Consider the following 19,050-nt stretch of genomic DNA (forward strand, 5'->3'; position numbering starts at 1 on the left):
TTTAAAAAAGTCTTAAGCTTATGATTAACTTAATTTATCCTAAGGTATTTAATGAGCAATAGCAATATAGACAATGATCTAGATAAAATAGGCAGTTTACTTAAAAAAGCTAAATCTAAAAAAACACCTGTTACATACGATGAGATAAATGAAGCTATCTCTCTTAATAAAAATCTTTCTATACGACAATTAGAAGAAGTTATATTAAAATTCTCCGATGCGGGGGTAGATATTTTAGAACCTAAATTAAAATTCTCCAATGCGGTGGTAGATATTTTAGAACCTAATGAAGATGATGAAATTAAGCTTGATATCGGAATGGATGAAGAATTTAAGCTATCTACCAATGTTGATAATGAACCCGAAGATGAAGGAGAAGAGGAAAATATAGGTACTACCGATGATCCTGTAAGGTTGTACCTTAAGGATATGGGAGGAGTCGATCTTTTAACTCGTGAAAACGAAGTAGAAATAGCAAAAAGGATTGAAGAAGGACGTAAAACAATGACTGCTTCCTTATGCAGAAGCCCTATTGCTATGCGTTGTTTTATAGTATGGTATGAAGATTTAGTTAATGAAAAAATGTTACTACGTGATCTAATAGATTTAGAAGCTAACATGTTACATGACGAAACACCCGAAAATGATGAAGAACATAGTAGTGATGCCGAAGGTGAAGAACATGAGGATAATCACTTATCTATGTCTAGAGTAGAAACGCAGATATTACCTAATATCATAGAGCGTATGAAAAAGATTTCTTTTATCTGTGAAGAGCTACTAATTGAAGCTAAAAAATGTTATGAGAAATCTTTTGAGCCGAAGGTTTTACAAAATAGCAAAAAATATAATAATAATTTGGAACTATTAATAAATGAAGTTTCGGAAATACATTTTAATTCTAAAAGAACAGAAGAAATTTTAGGTAAAATGTATGGAATAAATCGTGATTTAATTAATAAAGAAACCGCCTTTTTAAAACTTGCCGAAAAGTACGGGGTAACTCGCCAAAATTTCCTTGATGAATATATAGGATCGATTATCAATGCAGCATGGAAAGAAAAAATGCTGAAAAATAAAAAAACCGCTTGGAAAGAGTTAATTACTAAAGAATCGGATTATATAGATCAAATGATTGCCGAATTATCGGTTATAGAATCTAATACCGGTCTTTTAGTTAATGATTTTAAAAAATTAGTGAATACTATACAAAAAAGCGAGAGACAAACACTGCAAGCAAAAAAAGATATGATAGAAGCAAATTTACGTTTAGTTATATCTATCGCTAAAAAATATGCTAATAGAGGATTGCAGTTTTTAGATTTAATTCAAGAAGGTAATATAGGACTTATGAAAGCGGTGGATAAATTTGAATATCGTCGTGGCTATAAATTCTCTACCTATGCTACTTGGTGGATTAGACAAGCTATAACAAGAGCTATTGCCGATCAAGCAAGGACTATACGTATTCCTGTGCATATGATTGAAACGATTAATAAGATACTGCGTACCTCAAGACAAATGCTTAATGAGCTCGGCTATGAACCGACCGCAACGGAAATCGCTAACCGTCTTTCAATGCCGCTTGATAAAGTACGTAAAGTCATGAAAATAGCTAAAGAGCCTATAAGTCTAGAGAATCCCATAGGTGATGATAGTGATGGTGGTCAATTAGGCGATTTTATTGAAGATAAGAATGCAGTAGCGCCAATTGATGCGGCAATTCAGTCAAATTTACGAGAAGTTACCACTAGAGTACTTGCAACTCTTACGCCTCGTGAAGAAAGAGTGCTTAGAATGCGTTTCGGTATAGGCATGAACACTGACCATACATTAGAAGAAGTAGGGCAGCAATTTAAAGTAACTAGAGAACGTATAAGACAAATTGAGTCAAAAGCTTTAAGAAAATTACAGCATCCCATTAGATCTAAAAAGCTTAATAGCTTTAGAAGCGGCGGAAAGCGTGGTGACGGTAATCCATCGGATCTATTAGAGGCGTGATAATACTTATACTGTCATCCCGTGGCTTGACCACGGGATCTTGTATCACAACCTGTGTCCTGAGAACCCGTGGTCAAGCCACGAGATGACAGTGGGCTATTATGTATCGATATAAAATTACCATTGAATATTTAGGCACGGAACTTGCGGGTTGGCAAAGGCAGGAAGGAGTAATGTCGGTACAACAAGTACTAGAAGAAGCGATTTATAAATTTTCCGGTGAACATGTAGTATTGTTTGGGTCAGGAAGAACAGATGCCGGTGTTCATGCTATAGGACAAGTAGCACATTTTGACCTTCCAAAATATTTAGAGCCTCACAAAATTATTACGGCTATTAACTATTTTGCAAGACCGTATGCCGTAGGAGTATGGAACTGTGAATTAGCCACCAATAATTTTCATGCAAGATTTTCAGCTACATCCCGTCATTATATATATAGAATTATTAATAGACCTTATCCATCCGTAATTGATTTAAATAGAGCATGGTGGATTATTTTACCTTTAGATGTTCTAGCCATGCAAAAAGCTGCCGTCTATCTCTTAGGTAAACATGATTTTACTTCATTTAGGGCTAGCTCGTGTCAATCAAAATCACCGATAAAAACTTTAACGGAACTTAATATCATTAAAGAAGATGAAGGAATAAAATTATATCTTTCAGCACCCTCGTTTTTGCATCATATGGTACGTAATATTGTCGGTAGTTTAGTACTTGTCGGTAAAAATATATGGCAGGCAGAACAAATTAAAGATGTTCTAGAAGCCAAAGATAGAAAAGTCGCCGGTCCCACTGCCCCCGCCTCCGGACTTTATTTTGTAAAAGCAGATTATTAACTAAAATCGTTATTGCGACCAGGCAATGACATGATCTCAATATTAACGTTCTTTACAAAAAATCACAATTAGTATATAACTCGATAATAAATTAATTATTAATTAATTATCATAATGAACCAAGGAACTTTACAATCTAAACCTAATAATCCACAAACTATTACCTTTTCTGAAGATAAAAGCATTTTGGCAACCACAAATACTTCTAAACAATTAGCCGATGTATTAGGAAAAGATCTGAATTTACAATTGTTATTTGATTCTATTGCTCCGGTAAAAAATGTTAGGGCTGCTATAGAAATGGTAGTTTATTCATTAAATTATTTATTCATAAGAAATAACATAATCTCTATACACAATATTATGGCAGAATTATTTACTTATTATAAATATGAAGAATTTATAAGTATAAATTAGTTAATAGATATAAAATCACAAAAATATATGAAAATACCTATAGCTATAAAATAGGAAAAAAGTTTTATTCATGTAATTTCAAACCAAACAAAATTAATAATTTGGACTACAAAGAAAATAAATTTTTAGAAATAAAATATGCACGTAATGCTATACACGTCGCTATAAAAAACAGTCATACACAAACCGTTGAAGAATTAATAAAAGAAGTATTAAAAAACGCAGACTACACTTAACCATGTTTTTGGCAAGTAAATATACTAAATATAATAAATGTACTAATATTATATCTGAAGTAATAGAATTATTAGAACCAGAATCAAAAGTTTTCACTTTCCGAATATTAAAAAAGCATTATCAGGAAAATTTTACCGTATAAGCAAATTTTTCTAACGCTTTATTGATATGGAAACACTTTGATGAAATAGTAGAGTTGTTAGAAAGTAAACTAGCAAACATAGACAATGAAGCTTTAGCAAATGAAGATATAGGTAGTTGTTATTATAATCCCGGCTTAGCATATTATTCTAAAACAAATTATCAAGCTGCAAAAAAATATTATTTAAGTGCCTTAAAACATTTACCGAATGATCAAGATACGATTTTAGAACTAATTAAAATTTTTTTAAACACTAATGACATAAAAAAGTGCAGCAAATTATATAAAGAATCCGGAATCTAAAGATATAAAGAACTTATTAGAAATGGGTCTTGATTTATCTACTATTTCTACAACCAAATTTAACTCAGTTAAAAATAAACCCGTTCTCAAAGCTTTTTCCTCTTTGATCTCAAATTTGGAGTATATAGCTAAATTTAATGAAAGTAAGTTTTCTTCTAATAATGATAAAATTGATGCTTTTAAAAGTCTATGTAAAAAATGTAATGATAACCACGTATTACTTTCGACGGCAATTTATACTAAACAAGATGATTTTATAAGAGAAATTGTAAAAAAATCTCTAAGAAAGAATTATTTCAAAATAAATATTTGTGGAAATTTAAAGCATTATTTGGATTAGAAGAGGATACCGAAACTGTTATTGATAACAATAATCTAGAAGGAGGAGAAGTGGCCGATTTAATTAATATCCCGAATACCGTTTCAATTGCTAAGGGAGAATTTGACTCAGTCGCTGAAAAGGTAGACAACGCTTTAAATTATGATCAAAAAAATGAAGAAGCTTTAGAAACCGATATAGCGCTTCTTTATTAAATAATAATCAAGAAAAAGCGAGAGAATATGCAGATCAATTAAGCGAAGAAAAACAGCAAGAAATTTCTACAAATTATTCTAGAGATAACAAAGCAGAAAGCATAGGGGAGCTTATTGAACAATATGATCCAAAAGAAATACCAACAGGTAAAACAACAAAAGTTTTTTGAAATTAGTCGAAAATTTACAAATAGCCAAGCAGATCCAAGTTGGAATATTGATAAAAAGATCATTAAAAAAGATGATGCTTTTTTTGTAGGCAAATATAAAGGTTTAAATTGTTTTGCAAAAATTGCGAAAGAAGAAGTTGAAAAGAAACTAGATAATAACCTTATTGATTCTTTTACTAGAGCGATAGAAAAGGGTATTACATACTGTAAAACAGTCATCAATGGAGTTAAATTTTTACAAAATAAAGCGGTAGAACTTAAAATTGACGGTGACATGCGTTTATTTACAAATCTACTTTATAGAAATTCTCAAGAAGAACTATTAATAAATTTTGATTATTAGGGCAACCATGATGAGGCAGGAAATTTTGCTAATAACCATAAATTAATAGAGGTACTTGGGGATTTAACCGTATTATAATACACGGTTGCGTAAATACCAATGTCATTCCTGCGAAAGCAGGAATCCAAAATAGTCTTAATATTGACAAAATAAACCTAAAAAATAAGTTTTTTGTAGGTTTTACTAGATTCCCGCTTTTGCGGGAATGACATAGAACAAAAAATGTCCGGTACTATAGGCTTGATCACGGGATCTAAAAAACAACTCATAATACTTTTAACAAACTATATAATTTTTCATGGATGTTAGTTAGCTTACCTAGATCATTTCCGCCTGCTTGAGCAATTGCGGGCAGCCCACCTCCGCCACTGCCGCCTAAGAATAAAGAGAGTTCTTTTGCAATTATACCTGCATTAAATTTATCTGTGATAGCTTTACTCACTGCAACCGTAATAGATAATTTACCAATCCCTTCAGTAATATATACTACTACTAAATCTTCCGCTTTATTTGTTAATTGTTCAGCAGCTTGGCGTAATATTTTATTATCTATATTTCCTACTTTTTTGTATAGCAGCTTTATTTCTGCTATTTTTTCGGCTTGCTTTTCAATCTGCTCTACTTTTAAATCTAAACGGGCTAACAGGACTTTTTCAAGCTCTTCCTCAAGCCTTTTATTTCGTTCCAAAATATTGTTCACTTTGGTAATAAGTTCATTTTTGTTAGTCCTTAAAGTACTTTCTACCGATTTAAGTAAATTATCTTTTTCCCTCATTAATTTAATTACGAATTCACCGCAAACCGCTTCAATTCTACGAACACCGGCAGCTATAGCACTTTCGCCTGTAATCTTAAAAGAGCCAATATCACCGGTACGCCTAACATGCGTACCTCCGCATAATTCTAAAGAAGTTTCACCCATCTTAACTACTCTGACCTCAGAGTCATATTTTTCGCCGAATAATGCCATAGCCCCATGCTTGACTGCGTCTTCAGTTGCCATTAATGTAGTATTTACCTCATGATTGTCTCTAATAATCTCATTTACTTTATCTTCGATTAAAATAATTTCTTCATTAGTCACAGCTTTAGAATGGCTAATATCAAAGCGTAAATAAGTCGGAGCAACTAACGAACCTTTTTGAGTAACATGTTTACCTAGTACCTCGTGCAGTACCGCATGTAATATATGCGTTGCCGAATGGTGAATTCTTAAATTTTGTCTATATTTGATGTCTATACTAAAATTAGCATTCTCGCCTACGTTAATCCGCCCCTTTTTCAAAATACATTTGTGGACCATAATAGAGCCTAAATATTTTAAAGTATCTATTACTTCTACTTTAGAATCTTTTGCAAATATCATCCCAATGTCACCCATTTGACCTCCGGACTCACCGTAAAAAGGTGTTTGGTTGCTGATCAACAAAAATTTTGTACCTGTTTCCTGAATATCATCAACTAAATTATTATCTTTAACTAATGCAATTATTTTACATTCAGCTTCATTAAGCGTATATCCTAAAAATTCCGTGCTACCATATTGCTCTTTGACATTAAACCATAGTTGATCGGTTTTTGACTCACCGGAACCAAGCCAAGATTTTCTAGCACGTTCCTTTTGCGCAAGCATTTGCTCTTCAAGCCCTTTATGATCAACGGAAATATCACGGTTTTTTAAAATATCTTCGGTTAAATCAAGTGGAAATCCATAAGTATCGTATAATTTAAATGCTATTTCTCCTGATAATTCATTACCTTTTGTTAGCGTTTCTGTTTCTTCGGTAAGAAGCTTTAATCCACGTTCTAAAGTAGTTTTAAACCTAATTTCTTCTTGTTCTAAGATACTGCTTATAAAGCTTTCTGCTCTCTTAAGTTCAGGATAAACATTCCCCATCAAATCAACAAGTTTCGGTAGTAACTTATACATTAATGACCCTTTATTCCCTAAAATATGAGCATGCCGCATGGCTCGCCTCATAATGCGGCGAAGGACATAACCACGTCCTTCGTTTGAAGGGATGACACCGTCAGCTATTAAAAAGCTACTTGCTCTTAGGTGATCAGCAATAACCCTATAAGAAAATTTAGCTTCTCCCCCTACTTTTACCTTTACTATGCTTTCGGTAAAATCAATTATTTCCTGAAATAAATCTATATCATAGTTGTTGTTAACGTGCTGTAATACTGCCGTCATACGCTCAAGACCCATACCGGTATCAATAGATTTTTGCGGTAACTCTATTCTAGTATTCTTATCGACTTGTTCATATTGCATAAATACCATATTCCAAATCTCGATAAATCTATCACCATCTTCATCTTTAGTACCGGGAAGCCCTCCATATATTTGTTCTCCGTGGTCGTAAAAAATTTCGGAGCAAGGACCGCAGGGGCCCGTATCGCCCATAGACCAAAAATTATCGTTTGTGTTAATTCTAATTATACGATCATCAATAAGATTTGCTATTTTTTTCCAATAAGAAACTGCTTCATCATCAGTATGATAAACCGTTACATATAGCTTTTCTTTTGGGAGTTCAAATTCTTTAGTTAATAAATTCCAAGCGTAATATATGGCTTGTTCTTTAAAATAGTCACCAAAAGAAAAATTACCAAGCATTTCAAAAAATGTGTGATGTCTTGCCGTATAACCGACATTCTCAAGGTCGTTATGCTTACCGCCGGCTCTAAGAGATTTCTGACTAGTTACTGCTTTGCTATAAGGTCTTTTTTCCTGTCCGGTAAAAACATTCTTAAATTGCACCATTCCAGAATTAACAAACATTAAGCTAGGGTCATTGTGCGGAATTAACGAGCTAGCCGGTACATGCGTATGATTATTTGCTTTAAAGTAAGTTATAAATTTACTTCTAACTTCTTCAGTGGTAAATTTAGTCATATAGGTTATAATAATTTAAAGTTTCTTTATACTCTGAATCGTGATTAAAATAAATTTATTTATGCAAAATATTTTTGACTCAATCAAATTACATCTTGTTAAATTTGCTACAAATATTTTTTCTTTCAAAAGAAAAAATATTGTGGTGCTACTAGGCAATAAAGGTGTGTTTCTTAGTGCTTTTCTCGATAATAAATTATTAGATAAATTATTTATCCCTACCCAAGAACAGATAGACTTAAGCCCCTATAAAAACTTTTTTAATAAATTTCCAAAAAGCGATATTTATTTTTTACTTGACGGTAGCGAATGTAAAACGCGGCACGATCAAATACCTATATTACAGTCAATAGTTAAACTTGATCCTATTGAACAATTTATCGAAGGTTATTTTAATAAAGAAGACATTATAGCGCATTGTGTTTACGAAATTACTACTACACCAAGTGAAATTCGGTCGACTTTAATTATGTCAGCTCCATTTGAAACACCTTTAAGCGATATAATTTCATGTATTATAGATAAAAGGTCGCTTGATTTAAAAGGAATTTATTTTTTAACATTAGAGCTAAAAGTTATTATAAATAAAATAGTCGAGAATATAGAAAGTAATAAATATAACGATTATTTCCAAATTTGTGTATATGTATCACAAGCTAGCGGTATAAAATTTATTATCAAACATAAAAATAATATAATAACAATTAGAAACCTTGAGTATCCATTTGATAAGGCAATCGGTTATATTCAAGGTATTATAGAACAAGAAATTAATGATTGCCTTATATTATTTAAAAACTATATAAGTAATCTTGATCAAAAAGCCTGTATAATTCTTATAGTAGATGAAGAGTTAAAATCTTTATTAGAATCAACAAATTTTGAAAATCACCCTGTAATCTTTATATCGGTTGATAATATACTAAATGAGGAAACTCTAGAAAAAGAAAGATTTATAGATACAAATATTAGTAGGTTGTTTCTAGAATATAAGAGTTTTCCCGCTTATAATAATAATTTAAAATCAATAAAAAAACTAGTTACTATAAAGGATCTAACATTTAAATTATATAGTACATTACTTATAATATTAATATTAGTGGTAGGTGTTATCAAATATAATACAAAACAGAATTACAAAGACATAAACTCTATTAATGAAAAATATTATGCAACAAATCAAGAATATGATAGTATTAAATATAAATATCCTTATATTAAAAATACTACTAGCCTAGCTGATTTATATGTAATAGAAAAATTACTAGAAGCACCGGTACCCCTACCGTTCGATTTACTTAAAAGACTAATAATTACTTTAAATCCGGCTCTTAAATTAGAAGAAATTAAATGGGAATTAACAAATATAGATAATATTTTGTTAGTTTCTAAGAGACAATTAATAATCAAATTAATACTTAAATATCATACTAATAATCTATCGGTAGATGAATCTCTAAAGATGCTAGATTATCATATGCAAAACGTAAAAAATAAATTATCTAATTTGCATATAGATTACGTTATATATAAGGATAAAATACTTGATATATCTGGTAAGGTAGTAATTCCTTTATCGGTTAATATAGTTGATGACAAAACTTAATATTTCATGTCATTCCCGCGTAGGCGGGAATCCATCACTTTAAAGTTTTTTAAAAGCTCAGGTTATCTCGCTTTACCCTAGATTCCCGCCTACGCGGGAATGACATAAACCATGCAACGTTACTAATAAACCAAGGTAAAGATAATGTTTGAAAAATATATTATGTATTTAAAGAATCTTATATTCTTTCAATTTATCATATATTTCTTCTTTATTTCCTTAACTATTTGGATAATAAAAAATTTCCAGCAAGAATACAGTAAATCTATTCTTGATAAACAAGTTTCACAAGAAAATCTAACGGAAGAAGTTTTAAAGCTTTATTCTGTCATTAACTCTAAAGAAGAAATATTAGAATCTTACAAAAAATATGTAGATTTAAGCGTGCCAAGTAGTGTGAGTTGCTTAAATTATCAAGAACTAATCCCTAAAATAAAAAGCTTAAGCGATAAATATAACTTAATAGAACCTATAGACGTATCTATAAATTTAGTATTTTTTAAAAATAATGTTCAGGCGATTGAAGGAGAAGGTGAATCGATTCGTGTAAATAATTATAGCATAAATATAAAATATGCATGTACAGATTTTCTGACTTTTCTAAAAATATTCTCTGAAATTTATTCTTATATGCCTCCTAATACTCTTATATCTTTTGTACGAGTACGTAATGAAGAAGTATTAATGCCTAAGAATATCTATAAACTTTCAGTAAATCATGCTCCTAACCTTATTTATGCTAAATTAATACTATATATAAGAGAATTAGCTTCAAAATAAATTACTTAAATGAATAATGCAATAATACTTAATAACGTAAATACTAATTTATTTAAAAAGGATATTGTTAATAATTTTGTCAATAATCTTACGAAATCTACTTGCTTTACTATTGCAAATATGCTTGCTATAGATTATACACTAAGGCTCAATTCTAAACTGGAAGCTGCAAAATATATTAATAAATGTATTTCTAGACTCAAAAATTATTTAGGTATGCGTGTTATTAACGATGATAATTTCTCAATAGCACTAGAGTTATTTGCAATAATGATTACTTCTGAAGATGAAAATGAGCAAAATAAGAATAATATTTTAGAGCAATCACAAGATATAATAGCAGAAAATCTTGTAGAAGTTTATTTTGGAGATGAAAAAATAAATAGTACCGAAAAAGAAAAAATTAAAAATATATTTAAAGCTCTTTCAAAAGAGAAGAGTTTTGAAAAAATAATAAATTATGCCGAGTCTCATAAAAAATTATTTAAGGCTTCCGTAATGTATGTAATGAAGAAATATAATAATATTGATGAAGCAACTACGTATATCAATAAAGAATTTAATAAAATATTAGAGATGTCTTTAGCACTTACGAAAAAAAGTAATATATTTAAACAAACAACCGGAAAAATTGCCGGTGCCGTTTGCGCTTTATTAGTTGGAGCAATTAGTGTTGCGGCCGCGGGAGCGGCTTTTGCTATCGTAGTTGTACCGGTATCAATTTTTGCCGTCAGATATGCGCCTGAACTTGGTGAAAAAATTGGAGAATTAATTTTGAATAATGATAATGCAATAAAACTAGAACAAAGCAACATAGATAAGTTTATGAAAACATTACAAAATGATAAAGAAAGTCTTTTATCTCAAGAAAAAACAAAAAATATCAAACAAAATATTAAAGTTGCTCCTTCTCAAATAAATGCAAAATTAACTAAGAAAGTGGTTAATGAAAAACACAGATAAAGCTATTTTTACTCGATAATATAAAATATTACTTTTATTATCTTTTTTAAATCAATAAAATAACTTAATGAGAAAAGTAGTAATATCAGGCATGATCGGCAACGCTTTAGAATGGTATGATCATGCATTATATGCACAATTTGCTTATATTATAGGGTAGCATTTTTTCCCGGATTCAGAAATGCGAGATACTTTAACTTTTGCAGTATTTGCTGCAGGTTTTATAGTACGCCCGCTTGGCGGTATTATTTTTGGTAATATAGGTGACAGGTTTGGCAGACGTATCGCTTTAGTAGTAGGTATCATAACTATGGTTATACCAACTGCCGGAATAGGTTTATTACCAAGCTATAAAACTATTGGTATTGCTGTTCCTATTATTTTAACTATTATCAGACTCATACAAGGCTTTTCTTTAGGAGGCGAATTTAGTGGCTGTATTTCTATATAGTTGAGCATGCTGCGCCCCGGCAGAGAGGGTTTGCAGGGAGTGCCTCGTTTGTTAGTATGTGCGGAGGTATGTTACTTGGGCTACTAACTGCAGCCGGTTTTTCTTATTTCATGCCAGCTGAGGTGCTATTTGAATGGGGCCGGCGAATACCTCTTATTACCGGCTTATTTATTAGTTCTGTAGGTTTATATATTAGAAAAAACCTAGCAGAAAGCCCTATTTATAAAAAAGCTAAAGAAACGGGACACTTAGCACGCTTTCCTTTACGTGAAACATTAACAAAATATCCAAAAGAATTAATAGTTGTACTTGGAATCTATATTACCGTAACTGCTCCTTTCTATACTTCTACAGTTTTTATTGGTAATTTTATGCAAACACTCGGTTATACTAATCAGCAAAGCACAATTGTTAGTAGCATAATATTGATAGTAATGATGATTGTATTACCGATATCAGCATATATTTCGGATAAAATAGGGCGTCACCCTGTGTTAATATGGGGTATTATATTACTAATTATATCTGTCTATCCTATTTTTATAGCTTTAGGATCAATGAATTTTACTTTGGCTATAATATCGCAAGTAATATTTGCCGGAATTATCAGTATTTATATGGGACCTGTCCCTACAATTTTAGTAGAGATATTTCCAACCAGTGTAAGATTTACTGGCGTTGCACTTTCTTATAACTTTGCTGCTGCAATATTTGGTGGTACTGCCCCGATGGTGGCAATGATATTAGCGAAAGTTACCGGTGATAATTATGCTATTGCATATTATTTAATTGCGCTCACTTCATTATCCTCTATAATTCTAAAATTCTATAAAGAGACATATAAAAAAGAATTTGGTAAATTAATTATGAACGAAGTTTTTGAAGTACCGGGCGGTGAGAATAACGTCTTATTACATACTTGTTGTGCTCCTTGCGTTGGCCCGTTAATGGAAAAAATGATTGATTCTGGTATTAAATTTACACTTTTTTTCTATAATCCCAATATCCATCCTAAACAAGAGTATGAGCTTCGGAAAAATGAAAATATACGCTTTGCTGAGAAGCATAATATAGAATTTATCGATGCAGACTATGACCCGCAAAACTGGTTTAGGCGCGCTAAAGGTATGGAGTTTGAACCTGAGAGAGGTAAACGCTGCACAATGTGCTTTGATATGCGTTTTGAGCGTATGGCTTTATATGCTCATGAAAACGGGTTTAAGGTTATAACTAGCTCGCTTGGTATTTCTAGATGGAAAGATATGAACCAAATTAATGAATCAGGAATTAGAGCCACATCGCATTATGACGGGATAACTTATTGGACTTATAATTGGCGTAAAGATGGTGGTGCTAGTAAGATGTACGAAATCGCTAAAGAAGAACATTTTTATAAGCAAGAATTTTGTGGCTGTACACCGTCACTCCGTGATACCAACAATTGGCGAGTAGCTAGCGGCCGCCCTAAGGTTGAGATCGGCAAGGAGTATTATTAGGACTATAGGCTGTATATGTCATTCTTGCGAAAGCACATGGGTGTCAACTTAAGAAGTGATGTCATTCCCGCGGAAGCGGAAATCCAGGGTAAAGCGAGATAAATCGAGCTTTTAAAGAGCTTTAAAGTACTGGATTCCTGCTTTCGCAGGAATAACATATAGTACTAAGACTTTCCAGTTAATAATAACATAAAAAATTAAAATCACGAAAGATTTAGAACAAGATATTAATAAAAGCGATATAGAAACACTTTCATCTACAGAGATAGAGGATAAGAAACCTGCAAAACTTAGTTACTCAGTATGCCTAAATGTGATGAATTAGATATTCAAAGAGCAAAAGGCAGAGCTAGAGAATTTGAGTTCTAATATATAAATTTCTATGAAAAAACTATCATTTCAGCAAATCATATTAACATTACAAAATTATTGGCAGGATTACGGCTGTGCAATATTACAGCCTTACGATGCACATGTCGGAGCAGGTACGTTTCATCCTGCAACGGTGCTTAGATGTCTTGGAACTAAACCTTGGTTCGTTGCTTACGTACAGCCATCAAGAAGACCAGGGGATAGCAGGTATGGCATGCACCCTAATAGAATGCAGCATTATTACCAATTTCAGGTTATCTTAAAACCCTCTCCCGGTAATATTCAAGATTTATACCTTAAGAGTTTAGAATGTTTAAGCATAGATTTAAAAACTCATGATATTCGTTTTGTTGAAGATGATTGGAAATCGCCGACCTTAGGGGCTGCCGGGCTCGGCTGGGAAGTATGGTGCAACGGTATGGAAGTATCGCAATTTACTTATATGCAGCAAATTGGCGGGATTGAATGTCGCCCTGTTGCCGGTGAAATTACTTATGGGCTAGAGCGGCTCGCGTTATACATTCAGGGGGTTGATGAAGTAAAAGAGCTTGATTGGAATGGGCAAGTAGGAGAAAAAGCTTTAAAATACGGAGAAGTCGATTTTGAGGCTGAAAGACAATTTTCAAAATATAATTTAGAGCTTGCGAATAGTGAAATGTTGCTACGGCATTTCAAAGATAGTGAAGAAGAATGCAAAAGACTAGTTGACGGAGATGTGCCGTTAGCTGCTTATGATGAATGCCTTAAAGCAAGCCATGTGTTTAATCAATTAAATGCACTTGGGGTAATTAGCGTAACCGAGCGTGCTTCTTATGTTTTAAGAGTGCGTCATTTAGCAAAAATTTGTTGCACAAAATGGTTGGAGATGAACGAGTGAGTGAATTATTATTAGAGTTATTTAGTGAAGAAATACCAGCATTAATGCAAAAAAATGCTGAAGAGGGTTATTTAAACATATTCACGAAAATTTTTGAAGAAAACGAAATATTCGCAAAAGTACAAGTATTTGCGGGACCTCGCAGGATAACGCTGCATGCTACCCACTTGCCAAAGGTAACTTTACCAAAAGAAGATGAAATTAAAGGACCGAGCATAGATGCTCCGGAAACGTCTATTAACGGATTTTGTAAAGCTCATAATGTTGGCAAATTAGAGCTTTCTACTAAATTAATTAATAATCAGCTATATTATTTTTTGATAAAAAAAACAGAAGAAAGAGAAATAAAAGAGATTCTATCGGAAATTATCGTAGAGGCTATTAATAAATATAGCTGGGCGAAATCAATGTTTTGGGGTGATTACAAAATAAAATGGATTAGACCCCTGCGTAACATTTTATGTATATTTGACGGGGAAATATTACCGCTGCAATTTGGGCATTTAACCGCTAATAATATTACGTATGGACACCGTCTAACTGATAATAAAAAATTAGAAGTAATGGATTTTGAAGATCATAGAAATAAGCTTTTAGAAAATCATGTTATTTTAGAAAGAACAAAGAGAGAAGAAATAATTAAGACCGGCTTATTGGAACTGGCAAATTTTCATGATTTAACTATAAAAGAAGAGGCGCGTTTAATAGAAGAGGTAGCGGGTCTTACTGAATTTCCTGTTGTATTACTTGGAAAAATACCGCAGAAATTCTTAGAACTACCTAAAGAAGTATTAATTTCCTCGATGCGTACGCATCAAAAATATTTTTGTCTATTCGATAAAGCGGGAAATTTTGCCCCGTATTTTCTCTTTGTCAGTAATGGTAGATTTGCCAATAGTGAGTTAATTGTACAAGGTAATGAAAAGGTATTATCTGCAAGACTTTCCGATGCCGTATATTTCTATAAACAAGATATCTCTAAAACTTTAGAATCAAATTTAGACAAGCTACTAGCAGTAACATTTCATGCAAAGCTTGATAATTTGAAAGAAAAAATTAATCGTATAATCAAAATTTGTAATTATATAGCTCCAAATAATAAAGATTTAATTACGGCGGCGAAAATTTGCAAGAGCGATCTTGTTTCTGAAATGGTCGGGGAATTTCCTGATTTACAAGGTATTATGGGTTATTATTATGCAAAGCATGAAGAGCTAAATGAAGAAGTAGCTATGGCAATTAGAGACCATTACAAACCGCAAGGTCTAAGCGACAATGTGCCAAGCGGAAATGCTGCGTTGCTTGGACTAGCTGATAAAATAGATAGTTTAGTAGGTTTGATGATAGCAGGCGAAGCTCCTACAGGTTCAGGCGATCCCTATGCCTTAAGGCGTCAAGCCCTCGGTATAATAAGAATAATACTTGAAAATAAATTAGAGTTACAACTTACTGATTTAATTAGTTTTTCCATAAGCTTATATAAAGACTCATCTGATAAAGATAAAGATTTAATAATATCTTTCATTGAAGAAAGAATAAAATTCTATTTCAAAAATAATTATGATATTTCATTAATTAATGCAGTTCTTGACTTAAATTTAGTAGATACAAAATTTAAGCTTGATGCGTTAAAAGAATTTTTAGCAGAAGATGTGGGAAAGGAATTATTAAATGCCTATAAACGAGCAAATAATATAATCAGCGATCAGAAAATTACCGGCTTAGTTGATGCGAGTCTTTTTAGTACACAACCTGAAAAAGAATTATTTGAAGTGATGCAAAAAATTTCTCCGCAAGTTACAGATAGTATATCAGATAAAGATTACAACAAGGCCCTAAATTTATTATCGTCTCTATTAACTCCAATTACTAGCTTTTTTGATAATGTACTAGTTAATGATCCTGATTCAAAAATTGCAGGGAATCGTTTGTTATTACTGCAAGATATTTGTAATTTTTTTGATAAAATAGCTAAGTTTAACCGCTTATGATTGAAACTTTCCTATGTCATTCCCGCGAAAGCGGGAATCCAGAAAAAAGCGAAATTATTTGAGTTTTTAATTTTAAAAATTTAGTGTCTTTATACTTCTTAGTGACTGGATTCCCGCTTCTGCGGGAATGACATAGAGAAGCAGATATATAACAAAACCAAAATAACTAAATTAATGATCAGTAAAGCTGTTGAATATATAAAATCAGGTAAAGTAGTAGTATTCCCAACCGAAACAGTTTATGGAATCGGAGTGGATGCTACTAATAATGAAGCTTGTTTAAAGATTTTTCAGTTTAAAAATCGCCCTGTTATCAATCCGCTTATCGTACATGTTTCTTCTATAGAGCAAGCAAAAGAAATAGGAGAGTTTAATGATTTAGCTACAAAAATAGCAGAAAAATTTTGGCCTGGACCATTATCTATAGTTGTGCCTTTAAAAGAGAGTGCAAATATTGCTCCTAGCGTAACGGCAGGACTTAATACAATAGCACTTCGGGTACCGTCCTACCCCGTAGCATTAGAGCTTATAAGACAATCAGGCGTACCAATAGCTGCTCCAAGCGCTAATCCCTCAAACTATATTAGCCCAACTAATAGTGAGCATGTTGCAAAGCATTTTTCAGAAAATGCTGAAATTTTTATTTTAGCACCTGAAATATATCAATCTGAATATGGCCTAGAGTCAACGATAATTGATACTACAGCGACTAACCCTACTATACTTAGAGAAGGGTTTATAACTGCTGAAATTTTAGAAGAGTTACTTTGGATAAAAATTCTTAGAGCATCAGAGACAAGTGCTATAAAAGCTTCAGGTATGCTTGCAAAACACTATTCACCAAAAGTACCGGTTAGGCTAAATGCTATAAATTTAGAAGATAAGGAAATCGGCTTAAATTTTGGTAATAGCAATCTTACTGGAAAATTTTCATTAAATCTAAGCACCAAAGGTGATCTTATAGAAGCTGCTGCAAATCTTTATTCATATTTAAGAATACTTGACGACTATGCTGTATCTCATGATATAAGCGGTATAGCAATTAGTACCATACCCTCAGTAAATATCGGTGCTGCGATTAATGACCGTCTAAAACGTGCTGCAAAATTATAAATTTCGGTGTTCTGTTTGCATTAACAGCTTTCTGATGATATTTGGTCATTACATAATTATGATCGCACCTCCATTTTACAGATGTGGATATTAAAAGGCTATACGTTCAATAAGAGTTCCGATGACTTTATCATGAATATCCAATGACTTGGAAAAACAAATTGTTTTACGTGTCAGTCTTTTGCATCTTGTTCTAAGATTTAAGTTACCCCGTTCTATCCGTTGAGTATATTTTTTTACTAACAATGTGTTTTTTGGGATCTAATAACCTAGCATAACTTCCCTATCCATCTGTAAAGTAAAAAGTAACCTTAAAATCCTCCGGTTTTTTTTCAGTAATGATTCTGATGTGCTATCACATCTTGTACCAAAAGTATAAGCAACTACTTTTAACAAAATCTTATCCAAAGAATATCAAAGCCATCTTTGTTTGGATTTATTCTGTACATAAGGCCATTGTTCATCTATTTCAGGAGCAATAATTACTTCTATCGTATTGATAGAATGATTTATCTTTTTTAACGCTAGATTTTTTTAAAACACGGATAACCGTATTGATACCCACTTTTAATACTCTTACTGTATCCCTAACTCCAGAGCCATTGATTGACATATCTACTATCTGAGTCTTGACTCCAGGCTTAGAGGCATTATTAATATATTACAGTTAAAAATATCGATTACACTGCTTGCATTGATATCTCTGTTGTTTTGAAATTGAATATCCCGCCTTTACTACTTTTTCTGTGTCGTTATAATATCTACACTTAACATCTATTCTTGATCTACACTTAACATATATTCTTGTCATAACTCCTTAACTATAATTCTCTCTTATTACTGTTTGAGGATTATAGATTATTCATGCTAAGCTGCAATACGGGGCACGACCAAAAAAGATAAATCATTCTATCAATACGATAGAAGTAATTATTGCTCCTGAAATAGATGAACAATGGCCTTATGTACAGAATAAATCCAAACAAAGATGGCTTTGATATTCTTTGGATAAGATTTTGTTAAAAGTAGTTGCTTATACTTTTGGTACAAGATGTGATAGCACATCAGAATCATTACTGAAAAAAAACCGGAGGATTTTAAGGTTACTTTTTACTTTACAGATGGATAGGGAAGTTATGCTAGGTTATTAGATCCCAAAAAACACATTGTTAGTAAAAAATATACTCAACGGATAGAACGGGGTAACTTAAATCTTAGAACAAGATGCAAAAGACTGACACGTAAAACAATTTGTTTTTCCAAGTCATTGGATATTCATGATAAAGTCATCGGAACTCTTATTGAACGTATAGCCTTTTAATATCCACATCTGTAAAATGGAGGTGCGACCGCTTTATCGCACTCTGCTAGTTCTTTTTCAAGATTATTCACAATGTACTTAGATTCATCATTAGATAAAGATAGATTAGGCAAATAGTTACGAAAGCATATTGCTACTACCACAAGAATTAAAATACCGACAATTAAATATTTATATCACATATGTGCTTAT

General features: G+C 32.1%; 20 protein-coding genes and 1 pseudogene. 17 read left to right on the forward strand and 4 right to left on the reverse strand.

The window, feature by feature from the left end; genetic code table 11:
• Nucleotides 1-51 precede the first annotated feature (51 nt).
• From rpoD to AAGD46_RS00825, 8 genes are all read left to right on the forward strand, one after another.
• Nucleotides 52-2,001 (forward strand): RNA polymerase sigma factor RpoD, encoded by a 1,950-nt coding sequence (gene rpoD, locus AAGD46_RS00795; RefSeq protein ID WP_341787380.1) that lies wholly within the window; start codon nucleotides 52-54, stop codon nucleotides 1,999-2,001.
• A gap of 101 nt (nucleotides 2,002-2,102) precedes the next feature.
• Nucleotides 2,103-2,840, forward strand: a complete 738-nt coding sequence (gene truA / locus AAGD46_RS00800; protein ID WP_341787381.1) for a tRNA pseudouridine(38-40) synthase TruA — start codon at nucleotides 2,103-2,105, stop codon at nucleotides 2,838-2,840.
• A 114-nt stretch (nucleotides 2,841-2,954) separates the two neighbouring features.
• On the forward strand, nucleotides 2,955-3,257 hold the full coding sequence (locus tag AAGD46_RS00805; protein WP_341787382.1) for a hypothetical protein: 303 nt from the start codon (nucleotides 2,955-2,957) through the stop codon (nucleotides 3,255-3,257).
• A gap of 101 nt (nucleotides 3,258-3,358) precedes the next feature.
• A complete protein-coding gene (locus AAGD46_RS00810; RefSeq protein ID WP_341787383.1) occupies nucleotides 3,359-3,493 on the forward strand; it encodes a hypothetical protein in 135 nt (44 codons plus the stop codon).
• A 164-nt stretch (nucleotides 3,494-3,657) separates the two neighbouring features.
• Nucleotides 3,658-3,939, forward strand: coding sequence for a hypothetical protein (locus AAGD46_RS00815; protein ID WP_341787384.1), 282 nt, complete (start codon nucleotides 3,658-3,660; stop codon nucleotides 3,937-3,939).
• 22 nt (nucleotides 3,940-3,961) lie between these two features.
• Complete coding sequence (locus AAGD46_RS08450) at nucleotides 3,962-4,279, forward strand: hypothetical protein (RefSeq protein WP_410525937.1); 318 nt, start codon at nucleotides 3,962-3,964, stop codon at nucleotides 4,277-4,279.
• Nucleotides 4,249-4,473: a hypothetical protein gene (locus AAGD46_RS00820; RefSeq protein ID WP_341787385.1), complete on the forward strand. Its 225-nt coding sequence runs from the start codon at nucleotides 4,249-4,251 to the stop codon at nucleotides 4,471-4,473. The genes AAGD46_RS08450 and AAGD46_RS00820 overlap by 31 nt, the downstream gene beginning before the upstream one ends.
• 123 nt (nucleotides 4,474-4,596) lie before the next feature.
• Nucleotides 4,597-4,986 carry a hypothetical protein gene (locus AAGD46_RS00825; protein WP_341787386.1) on the forward strand — a complete coding sequence of 130 codons (390 nt, stop codon included), beginning with the start codon at nucleotides 4,597-4,599 and terminating at the stop codon, nucleotides 4,984-4,986.
• 265 nt (nucleotides 4,987-5,251) lie between these two features.
• Here the strand turns inward: AAGD46_RS00825 and alaS are convergent, their stop codons facing one another.
• Complete coding sequence (gene alaS / locus AAGD46_RS00830; RefSeq protein WP_341787387.1) at nucleotides 5,252-7,888, reverse strand: alanine--tRNA ligase; 2,637 nt, start codon at nucleotides 7,886-7,888, stop codon at nucleotides 5,252-5,254.
• Between the two features lie 40 nt (nucleotides 7,889-7,928).
• On the opposite strand from alaS, the gene AAGD46_RS00835 reads away from it, so the two are divergent.
• From AAGD46_RS00835 to AAGD46_RS00870, 8 genes and pseudogenes are all read left to right on the forward strand, one after another.
• On the forward strand, nucleotides 7,929-9,494 hold the full coding sequence (locus AAGD46_RS00835; protein WP_341787388.1) for a hypothetical protein: 1,566 nt from the start codon (nucleotides 7,929-7,931) through the stop codon (nucleotides 9,492-9,494).
• 144 nt (nucleotides 9,495-9,638) lie between these two features.
• Nucleotides 9,639-10,274 carry a hypothetical protein gene (locus tag AAGD46_RS00840; RefSeq protein WP_341787389.1) on the forward strand — a complete coding sequence of 212 codons (636 nt, stop codon included), beginning with the start codon at nucleotides 9,639-9,641 and terminating at the stop codon, nucleotides 10,272-10,274.
• A gap of 9 nt (nucleotides 10,275-10,283) precedes the next feature.
• On the forward strand, nucleotides 10,284-11,237 hold the full coding sequence (locus tag AAGD46_RS00845; RefSeq protein ID WP_341787390.1) for an RP853 family protein: 954 nt from the start codon (nucleotides 10,284-10,286) through the stop codon (nucleotides 11,235-11,237).
• A gap of 67 nt (nucleotides 11,238-11,304) precedes the next feature.
• Nucleotides 11,305-12,536 (forward strand): annotated as a pseudogene (locus tag AAGD46_RS00850) (MFS transporter); the annotation flags it as partial.
• Nucleotides 12,537-12,554: 18 nt separating this feature from the next.
• On the forward strand, nucleotides 12,555-13,184 hold the full coding sequence (locus AAGD46_RS00855; protein WP_341787857.1) for an epoxyqueuosine reductase QueH: 630 nt from the start codon (nucleotides 12,555-12,557) through the stop codon (nucleotides 13,182-13,184).
• 382 nt (nucleotides 13,185-13,566) lie between these two features.
• On the forward strand, nucleotides 13,567-14,433 hold the full coding sequence (locus AAGD46_RS00860) for a glycine--tRNA ligase subunit alpha (RefSeq protein WP_341787391.1): 867 nt from the start codon (nucleotides 13,567-13,569) through the stop codon (nucleotides 14,431-14,433).
• Nucleotides 14,430-16,424, forward strand: a complete 1,995-nt coding sequence (gene glyS / locus AAGD46_RS00865; RefSeq protein WP_341787392.1) for a glycine--tRNA ligase subunit beta — start codon at nucleotides 14,430-14,432, stop codon at nucleotides 16,422-16,424. The genes AAGD46_RS00860 and glyS overlap by 4 nt, the downstream gene beginning before the upstream one ends.
• Before the next feature lie 174 nt (nucleotides 16,425-16,598).
• Nucleotides 16,599-17,537, forward strand: coding sequence for an L-threonylcarbamoyladenylate synthase (locus tag AAGD46_RS00870; protein ID WP_341787393.1), 939 nt, complete (start codon nucleotides 16,599-16,601; stop codon nucleotides 17,535-17,537).
• 90 nt (nucleotides 17,538-17,627) lie between these two features.
• On the opposite strand, the gene AAGD46_RS08455 is transcribed toward AAGD46_RS00870, so the two are convergent.
• The 3 genes from AAGD46_RS08455 to AAGD46_RS08465 all read right to left on the reverse strand — a co-directional run bounded on the left by AAGD46_RS08455 (nucleotide 17,628) and on the right by AAGD46_RS08465 (nucleotide 18,150).
• A complete protein-coding gene (locus AAGD46_RS08455) occupies nucleotides 17,628-17,783 on the reverse strand; it encodes an IS1 family transposase (protein WP_410525938.1) in 156 nt (51 codons plus the stop codon).
• A gap of 168 nt (nucleotides 17,784-17,951) precedes the next feature.
• Entirely contained in the window at nucleotides 17,952-18,050 is a 99-nt protein-coding gene (locus AAGD46_RS08460; protein ID WP_410525950.1) for an IS1 family transposase, read from the reverse strand.
• Nucleotides 18,007-18,150: an IS1-like element transposase gene (locus AAGD46_RS08465; protein WP_341786690.1), complete on the reverse strand. Its 144-nt coding sequence runs from the start codon at nucleotides 18,148-18,150 to the stop codon at nucleotides 18,007-18,009. The genes AAGD46_RS08460 and AAGD46_RS08465 overlap by 44 nt, the downstream gene beginning before the upstream one ends.
• Before the next feature lie 552 nt (nucleotides 18,151-18,702).
• On the opposite strand from AAGD46_RS08465, the gene AAGD46_RS08470 reads away from it, so the two are divergent.
• A complete protein-coding gene (locus AAGD46_RS08470) occupies nucleotides 18,703-18,858 on the forward strand; it encodes an IS1 family transposase (protein WP_410525951.1) in 156 nt (51 codons plus the stop codon).
• The last annotated feature ends 192 nt before the right edge of the window (nucleotides 18,859-19,050 follow it).

It is taken from the genome of Rickettsia endosymbiont of Cantharis rufa (assembly GCF_964026445.1).
In the GTDB taxonomy this organism is placed as follows: domain Bacteria; phylum Pseudomonadota; class Alphaproteobacteria; order Rickettsiales; family Rickettsiaceae; genus Rickettsia.